This window comes from Microbispora corallina, from assembly GCF_016863035.1.
In the GTDB taxonomy this organism is placed as follows: domain Bacteria; phylum Actinomycetota; class Actinomycetes; order Streptosporangiales; family Streptosporangiaceae; genus Microbispora; species Microbispora corallina.
This window is the reverse complement of the sequence record NZ_BOOC01000037.1, coordinates 37,633-44,867: the sequence shown is the minus strand read 5'-3', so window position 1 is coordinate 44,867 and position 7,235 is coordinate 37,633. Positions and strand designations below refer to the sequence as shown.

Here is a 7,235-nt window from a genome sequence, read left to right as displayed (position 1 = left end):
GGGCGCCCGCCAGCATCGCCTTGAGCGCCGGTCCCTGGGTGTCCATCCACTCGTCGGCGTTCAGCCCGGTCAGCTCCTCGGCCTCCGCCTCGAGCTCGAGGTTGACGGCCGTCCCGCGGACGTAGTTGAACACCGTGATGTGCGTGGTCAGCATGGTCGGCAGGTCGAGGCCGTGCCCGTCGAGGGCGCTGAGCACCCATTCGGTGATCGGCAGCGCGCTGGGAACGGGCTGGGGCCGCGTCACCGACATGGCCGGCGCGAGCCACGGATGCCGGCGGAACGACGCCCACAGCGTGCGGGCGGCGATCTCCACCCGGGCCCGCCAGTCGTCCGGCGGATCCTCGGGGAGGTGCACGCGGGCGAAGACCGCCTCCATCATCTGGAGGAGAAGGTCGTCCTTGTCGGCGACGTGCCGGTACAGCGACATGGTCGCCACCCCGAGCTCGGCGGCCACCCGGCGCATCGAGATCGCCGCCAGCCCCTCCACGTCGGCGATTGCCACGGCCGTCGCGGCGATCCGCGCGGAGGTGAGCGGCCCGTCCGGGGCGTTCCTCCGCCTCGAGTGGTCCCCCTGGCGTCCGCCGGACGCGGGAGCCGGCGAGCCGCCGGCGTGCGGCGATGCGTCGCGCGGCACACGTCCCCCGGTGGCGGCTGCGTCGGCGTGTGGCGACGCGCCGCGGGGTGGGCGGTCCCCGTGCTGGGCTGTGTCGGCGTGCGGGCCGGCTGTGTGCGGTGATGCGTCGCGGGGCGGGCGTTCCCCCGCGTCGACGACCGTGCCGACACCGGGCACCGCGCGGACGAGCCCCTCACGGCGGAGCTCGGTCAGGACCTTCGTCGCGGTCGCCATCGCGACGCCCCGCAACCGCATGATCTCCCGCGTGGAGGGCACGCGGTCGCCCGGCCCCAGCTCCCCGGACTCGATCCGCCGCCGCAGGTCCGCCGCGATCTCCCGGTACCGCGCCCCGCCCGAACCGTCCATCACGCCTCCCGCACTAGTGCGCCAACTGTAGCCGCCATGCTGCGCCGACGTCCGCCGCCCCGGGAACACCGCACCATGTGCACTAGTGCTCCTGGTCTCACCAATCCTGATGTTAGCGGAGATCCCCCTTCTCAGGAGGTGTGCGTACGCTGTACATTGCGTCTCATGGGAAACACCGACGTGCTCATCTCCGGCGGCGGGATCGCCGGACCCGTGCTGGCGTACTGGCTACGCGCGGCCGGCTTCGCCGTGACGATCGTCGAGCGGGCGCCCGCTCCCCGGCCGGGAGGTCAGACCGTCGACCTGCGCGGCGCGGGCCGCACCGTGGTCGACCGGATGGGACTGCTGGACCGGGCGCGGGCGGTCACCGTCCACGAACGGGGGATGGCCATGGTCGACCGGGCCGGCCGGTTCAAGGCCCGGCTGCCGGCCGACAGCTTCGGCGGCGAGGGGATCGTCTCCGAGATCGAGATCCTGCGCGGGGACCTGGCCCGGATCTTCTACGAGGCCTCCCTGCCCGACGCGGAGTACCTGTTCGACGACACGGTCACCGGCCTCGACCAGGACGACGACGGCGTGAGCGTGGCCTTCGAGAAGTCCGCCCCGCGCCGGTTCGGGCTGGTCGTCGGCGCGGACGGGCTGCACTCCGCCGTGCGTGCGCTGGCCTTCGGCCCGGAGTCGGACCTCGTCCGCCCGCTCGGCCTCTACACCACGTGGTTCACCGTCATGGAAGACATGGACCTCGGCGGATGGGCCCAGATGTACAACGCGCCGGGCGGTCTCGTCGCCCTGGCGCGGCCCGGCCGCCTGCCGGGCGAGGTCAAGGCCGGCCTGAGCTTCCGGTCCGGTCCGATCGCGTACGACCGCCGCGACATCGCCGCACAGAAGGACATCGTCGCCCGCCGTTTCGCGGGCGCCGGATGGGAGGTCCCCCGGCTCGTGCGGGCGATGGCCGACGCGTCCGACTTCTTCTTCGAGCCGGTGGGGCAGGTGCGCCTCGACCACTGGTCGCGGGGCCGGGTGGTGCTGCTCGGCGACGCCGGCTACTGCCCGACCCCGCTGACCGGACTGGGCACCAGCCTGGCGCTGGTCGGCGCGTACGTCCTGGCTGGCGAGCTCGCCACCTGCGGCGACCACCGGGCGGCCCTGCGGAACTACGACCGCCTCATGCGTCCCTACGTGAGTGAGGCGCAGACCCTGCCGCCGGGAGGAGTGGGCGGCTTCGCGCCGTCGTCCGCGCTCGCGATCCGGATGCGGGCCGCCTCGATGCGCGCCATGACCCGCTGGCCGGTGCGGAACATGCTGGCCGCGCAGTTCGCCAAGGCCGGGAACATCGCCCTGCCCGACTACGACCTCCCCGCGCTTCGTTAGGACCGGGCCGTTGGGTCCGCGCGGTTGGGGCCGCGCGGTCAGGTCCGCGCGGTCAGGTCCGCGCGGTCAGGTCCGCGCGGTCAGGTCCGCGCGGGCCTACCGCGCGCCGAGGCCGGCGTCCCTGGCCCGCGCCACCGCCGCGGCGCGATCGGAGACGCCCAGCTTGGCGAAGATGTTCGACACGTGGTTGCGTACGGTCTTCTCGCTCAGGAACAGCCGCTGCGCGATGGCGTGGTTGGTGAGACCGGCGGCCAGCAGGTCGAGCACCTCCACCTCGCGGTCGGTCAGCTCGGGCAGGGGCCGCGGCCGCACGGCCGGCGCGGACAGGGCGGCCAGCACCCGGCTCCCCGTCGCCGGCCCGAACACGACCTGGCCGGACGCCACGGCCTCCAGCGAGCGCACGATGTCCGCCGGCGTCGCCTCCTTGAGCAGGTAGCCCCGGGCCCCCGCCCGTACGGCGGCGAGGATCGTCTCGTCGTCGGACAGCATGGTCAGCGCCAGCACGGCCACCCCCGGGTGCCGCGCGGTGATGCGGGACGTCGCCTCGATCCCGCTGATGCCGGGCAGGTGGAGGTCCATGAGGACGACGTCCGGGGCGACCTGACCGGCGAGCTCGACGGCGTCCTCGCCGGTGCTCGCGACCCCCGCGACCTCCACCTCGGGCAGGTCGCGGAACAGGGCCACGAGCCCCTCGGCGAACACGGGGTGGTCCTCCACCACCAGGACCCGGATCACGGGACCGCCAGCGGAAGCCGTACGACGAGGTGCGTGCCCGTCCCGGCGTCGTCGAGCAGTTCGAAGCTGCCGTTGAGCTCCTCGGAGCGGCGCCGCATGGAGGCGAGGCCGAACCCGTGCCGTGAGGGGGAGCCGACGCCGACGCCGTCGTCGTCGACCCGCAGCTCCAGGACGCACGGCTCGGGGGCGTCGCCGGTCCGCAGGCTGACCGTGCACCGGGAGGCCATGGCGTGCCGTACGGCGTTGGTCATGGCCTCGGCCGCGATCCGGTAAGCGGCGAGCTCGACCGGCGGCGGGAGCGCGGGCAGGTCCGGCGGCGCCTCGACCTCGACGGCGAGGTCGCCGGCGAAACCCCTGCCGAGCTCGGTCAGCGCGCCCGCGAGCCCGAGGTCGTCGAGGGGCGGAGGACGCAGGTCGTTGACGATCGCCCGGACGTTCTCGACCGTGCCGCGGATCCGGCCGGACAGCTCCCCCATCACCTGCTTCGCGCCGTCCGGGTCGGTGTCGACCAGGCGCCGGCCGCGGTCGACCTGCAGGGCGAGGGCCGCCAGGGTCGGGCCCAGCCCGTCGTGGAGCTCGTACAGCAGCCGGTCGCGCTCCTCCTGCCGGGCCGCCAGCAGCCGCCCGTGCGACCGCTCGAGGTCGGCCCCGAGCCGGTGGGCGCGCACGGCCACCGCCAGCTGCGGCGCGAGCTCCGCCAGCAGGGTCCGGTCCTTCGGGCGCAGCCGTTCCCCGACCACCAGCGTGCCGACCCGCTCGCCCTGGTGGAGCAGCGGGACGCTCTCCGCCGGCTCGTCCGCGCGGCGGGCGGTGCCCCAGGAGGCCACGACGGCGCCCGACTCCTCGACCGCCACGTAGTGGATCCGCAGCATGCGGCCGACCTCCGCCGCCATCCGCTCCAGCAGGTCGCCCGGCGCCCCGGCGTCCGACAGCCGCACGCCGAGCCGCCGCAGCGCCCGGGCCGGGTCGTCGCGGTCGCCGTACACGAGCCGGTTGGCGGCCGACGAGACCCGCGAGTAGAGGGGATGCACCGCGAGCGCCACGACCACGGCGGACGCGCCGGAGCCGACCGCGTTCCCGAGCGCCGCCACGACCAGGGCGTACGCCGCCAGCAGGGCGACGGTGACGGCGCCGAACGCGAGCGCGCGGGACAGCAGCAGGTCGAGGTCCCACAGGCGGTGCGCTACGACGGCCACCGCGACCGCCACAGGCAGCGGGATCGCGGCGAGCGCCACGATGACCGGCCCCCAGGGGACGACCAGGGCGACGCCGAGCAGGCTCACCGTGACCAGCGCGGCGGCCAGCACCCACTGCAGCCGCCTGCGCACCTCCGGGCCCGCCGACCGGTAGCGGGCGACGAGCGAGGCCACAGACGCGAGCACGGCGCCGATCGTGCAGACGGTGCCGGCGGTCCTGAGGGGCGCCGGCACACCGGTGAGGCCGGCCAGCACACCCGTGTAGCCGGCGGGGAAGAGCCCGGGGACGTTCTCGTAGGTCACCGGGCGCAGCATCCAGTCGAGGGTGCCGATCGCGAGGCCGGCGAGGGCCGCGGCCGGCGCGGGCCACCAGCGGCGGGAGGGGAGCCGGCCGTCCGGGAAGAGCAGCAGGAAGATCGTCGGCACCAGGAGGTAGGCGGGGACCCACAGCCAGTTGGACACCCACATCGCCCAGTCGTCGCCCGGCAGTCCTCCGGCACCGCCGGCGCCCGCGCCGACACCGCCGATGCCCTGGCCGATGCCCGCACCGGCACCGCCACCGACTCCCGCGCCGGCACCGCCAGCGACTCCCGCGCCGGCACCGCCAGCGACTCCCGCGCCGGCACCGCTGGCGCCGCCGGCGCCGTTGTTGATGCCGAGCAGTCCGTACGTCCCGAGGGCCAGCCCGAGACCCTGGGCCACTCCGACGACCACCATCACCCAGCCGACCCGGCTGCCCGGTCGCTGGGACACCACGAACAGGCCGGGCAGGCCGAACGACAGCGCCGCGACCGCGCGGAACGCGTCGAACCGCTCCACGATCCCGGTTACGCCGAGGCGCCCGAGCCTGGGTTCGACGGCGAGCGCCCCCGCGACCAGGACGAGCAGCACGCCCGCCGCCGGGGCGGCGCGCCGGGCCGATCTGTCCATCATGGTGCGCATCCTGTCATCCGCCCGTCCCGTCGTCACGGGACGAGATGTCCCGTCCCGGGGAGGACCCGCGGCTCATGACGCCCGGCGGTCCCGTGGCCGACGCTCGGACCCGCAACCGATCGTCACACCTCCAGGGAGAAGACCATGTCCGCAACCGCCGCCGCCCGCGTCCACTCACTCGACGCCGTCCTCGTCTCCGGCGTCGCCCTGCTGCTCGCCATGGACGTCGCCGGCGCCCTCATCAGCCTGTCCGCGGGGCTCAACGCGACCCTGCTCGACGCGCTCGGGCCGCAGGCGCGGCTGTCCGCGCCGATCCCGATGATGATCGCCCAGGTCGTCCTGGTCGTCGGCGCGACCCGGCGCCACCGGGGGGTCGCCGTCCCCGCCTCGGCCCTGCTCGCCGTCGCCGGGGTGCTCGCCTTCATGTCCGGGTTCTACGACGGCGGCTACGCCGCGGACCTCACCGGCGGCCAGCGGGCCTTCCAGATCGCCCTCGTCACGGCGCACCTGGCGGTCGGCGTCCTCGCCGGCCTCAATGTCGTACGGCTGCTGCGCCGCTGACCCCCGGCCGGTCGGAGGGTGCGCACGTCCGCGGGGACGGCCCGGGTGCGGCGCACGCGCGGTCGCTTCGGGTCAGCCCGCCCAGGTGCCGACGGTCTCGCCGGAGACGATCGCCGCGTCCCTGATCCGCCGGTGCACCGCCGCCGGGTCGCCTTCCGGCGTGACGGGGCCGGGCAGGGCGTACACGATGAAGTGGTAGTGGTGCGTGCCCTGCGGCGGGCAGGGGCCCGCGTAGGCCGCCGTGCCGTCGCTCCCCGGCAGTACCCTGCCCGGGGCCCGGCCCTCGGCCGCGCCCGTCGCCGACGTGGGGATGCCGGTCACGATCCAGTGGATGTACGTGCCACCGGGGGCGTCCGGGTCGTCCACCACGATCGCCAGCTCCCGGGCGGAGCCGGGGACGCCGCTCCAGCTGAGCGGCGGCGACACGTCCCGGCCTCCCTGCCGGGCGCACGCGTACGTCCGGGGGATCGCGGCGCCCTCGGCGAACGCCGTGCTGCTCACCCGGAGGGCCGCCGGGGACGAGGCGCCCTCGGCCGAGCAGCCGGAAAGGACGGCCGCCGTCAGGACGCCGCCCGCCAGCCCGAGCCTGCCGATCTCCATTCGCCCAGGATAGGCGGGACGTACGTCATCGGGCGTACACCGGCCGCCAACCCGGGGCAGATGGACGGCGCCGGCGTGTCGGGGAGCATGGCCACCATGCTGTCTCCACGTACCCGCCGCGCCTTCACTGTCGTCCACATCGTCGCCGGAGTGGCCGTCATCGGAGACGTCTGGGGACTCGCGCTGATGCACATGGCGGCGTCGGCGTCGGGCTCGCTCCCCGTCGGCAGGGCGGCGTTCAGGTTCACCTCGCTGATGGTGTCCGCCGGGGGTGTGCCGCTCAGCCTGATCTCCCTCGTGACGGGCCTGGTCCTCGCGATCCTCGGCGGCTGGGGGCTGCGGCGGCCCTGGGTGCTGGTCAAGCTCTGCATCCAGCTCGCGATCATCGCGACGGGCGCGCTGTTCATCGGGCCCGTCCTCAGCCAGGCGCCCGAGGCGGCGGATCTCGCGCAGAGCCACCGCACCCTCGTCATGCTGATGGCCGTGCAGGGGTCCCTGCTCCTGGTCGCGACCGTCCTGGCCGTCTACAAGCCCGGCGGCCGCAGGCGCCCGCCGAGGACGGCGGCCGATCCGGCCTGACCTCCCGCACAGGCGTAGGGCGACAAGTCGCCCGTCATCGGCCGGTCGGGACCAGGCGGCCACGCCCGGCACGTCCAGATCCGCCGCGGTCACGCCCTCGACGCCGCCACCCCTACGGCGGTCGTCTGGCGTCGCTGACGACCGCGCACCGGCGGGGGAGGAGAGGGGCAGTAGACCCGCCCGACGGCTCCGCCCACGCCGTCCTCGTCCGGGCCGGTCCCGTAGCGGGATCGCCGGGCAGCAGGCCTGCCCGGCGGCTCCGCCCCTCCCCTGCCGGTGTC

The 7,235-nt window shown here is 75.2% G+C and carries 7 protein-coding genes; 3 read left to right on the top strand and 4 right to left on the bottom strand.

Features of this window, described 5'->3' with window-relative positions:
- The coding region (locus Mco01_RS31315; RefSeq protein ID WP_204060454.1) for a GntR family transcriptional regulator at positions 1-979 on the bottom strand (979 nt) is incomplete at its 3' end.
- A gap of 165 nt (positions 980-1,144) precedes the next feature.
- On the opposite strand from Mco01_RS31315, the gene Mco01_RS31310 reads away from it, so the two are divergent.
- Positions 1,145-2,350, top strand: coding sequence for an FAD-dependent monooxygenase (locus tag Mco01_RS31310; RefSeq protein WP_204060453.1), 1,206 nt, complete (start codon positions 1,145-1,147; stop codon positions 2,348-2,350).
- A 96-nt stretch (positions 2,351-2,446) separates the two neighbouring features.
- On the opposite strand, the gene Mco01_RS31305 is transcribed toward Mco01_RS31310, so the two are convergent.
- Positions 2,447-3,085 carry a response regulator gene (locus Mco01_RS31305; RefSeq protein WP_204060452.1) on the bottom strand — a complete coding sequence of 213 codons (639 nt, stop codon included), beginning with the start codon at positions 3,083-3,085 and terminating at the stop codon, positions 2,447-2,449.
- Positions 3,082-5,214 (bottom strand): sensor histidine kinase, encoded by a 2,133-nt coding sequence (locus tag Mco01_RS31300; RefSeq protein ID WP_204060451.1) that lies wholly within the window; start codon positions 5,212-5,214, stop codon positions 3,082-3,084. Before Mco01_RS31300 ends, Mco01_RS31305 begins: the two co-directional genes overlap by 4 nt.
- 144 nt (positions 5,215-5,358) lie before the next feature.
- Between Mco01_RS31300 and Mco01_RS31295 the strand changes: the two genes are divergently transcribed.
- Positions 5,359-5,775, top strand: coding sequence for a hypothetical protein (locus Mco01_RS31295; RefSeq protein ID WP_204060450.1), 417 nt, complete (start codon positions 5,359-5,361; stop codon positions 5,773-5,775).
- 72 nt (positions 5,776-5,847) lie between these two features.
- On the opposite strand, the gene Mco01_RS31290 is transcribed toward Mco01_RS31295, so the two are convergent.
- Positions 5,848-6,375, bottom strand: a complete 528-nt coding sequence (locus tag Mco01_RS31290) for a YbhB/YbcL family Raf kinase inhibitor-like protein (RefSeq protein WP_204060449.1) — start codon at positions 6,373-6,375, stop codon at positions 5,848-5,850.
- A gap of 96 nt (positions 6,376-6,471) precedes the next feature.
- Here Mco01_RS31290 and Mco01_RS31285 point away from each other — a divergent pair, with 96 nt between their 5' ends.
- Complete coding sequence (locus Mco01_RS31285) at positions 6,472-6,954, top strand: DUF2269 family protein (protein WP_204060448.1); 483 nt, start codon at positions 6,472-6,474, stop codon at positions 6,952-6,954.
- The last annotated feature ends 281 nt before the right edge of the window (positions 6,955-7,235 follow it).

Coding starts and splice junctions, on each gene's coding strand:
- Mco01_RS31285 (WP_204060448.1), top strand. CDS start 6,472: ATGCTGTCTCCACGTACCCGCCGCGCCTTCACTGTCGTCCACATCGTC.
- Mco01_RS31310 (WP_204060453.1), top strand. CDS start 1,145: ATGGGAAACACCGACGTGCTCATCTCCGGCGGCGGGATCGCCGGACCC.
- Mco01_RS31300 (WP_204060451.1), bottom strand. CDS start 5,214: ATGATGGACAGATCGGCCCGGCGCGCCGCCCCGGCGGCGGGCGTGCTG.
- Mco01_RS31295 (WP_204060450.1), top strand. CDS start 5,359: ATGTCCGCAACCGCCGCCGCCCGCGTCCACTCACTCGACGCCGTCCTC.
- Mco01_RS31290 (WP_204060449.1), bottom strand. CDS start 6,375: ATGGAGATCGGCAGGCTCGGGCTGGCGGGCGGCGTCCTGACGGCGGCC.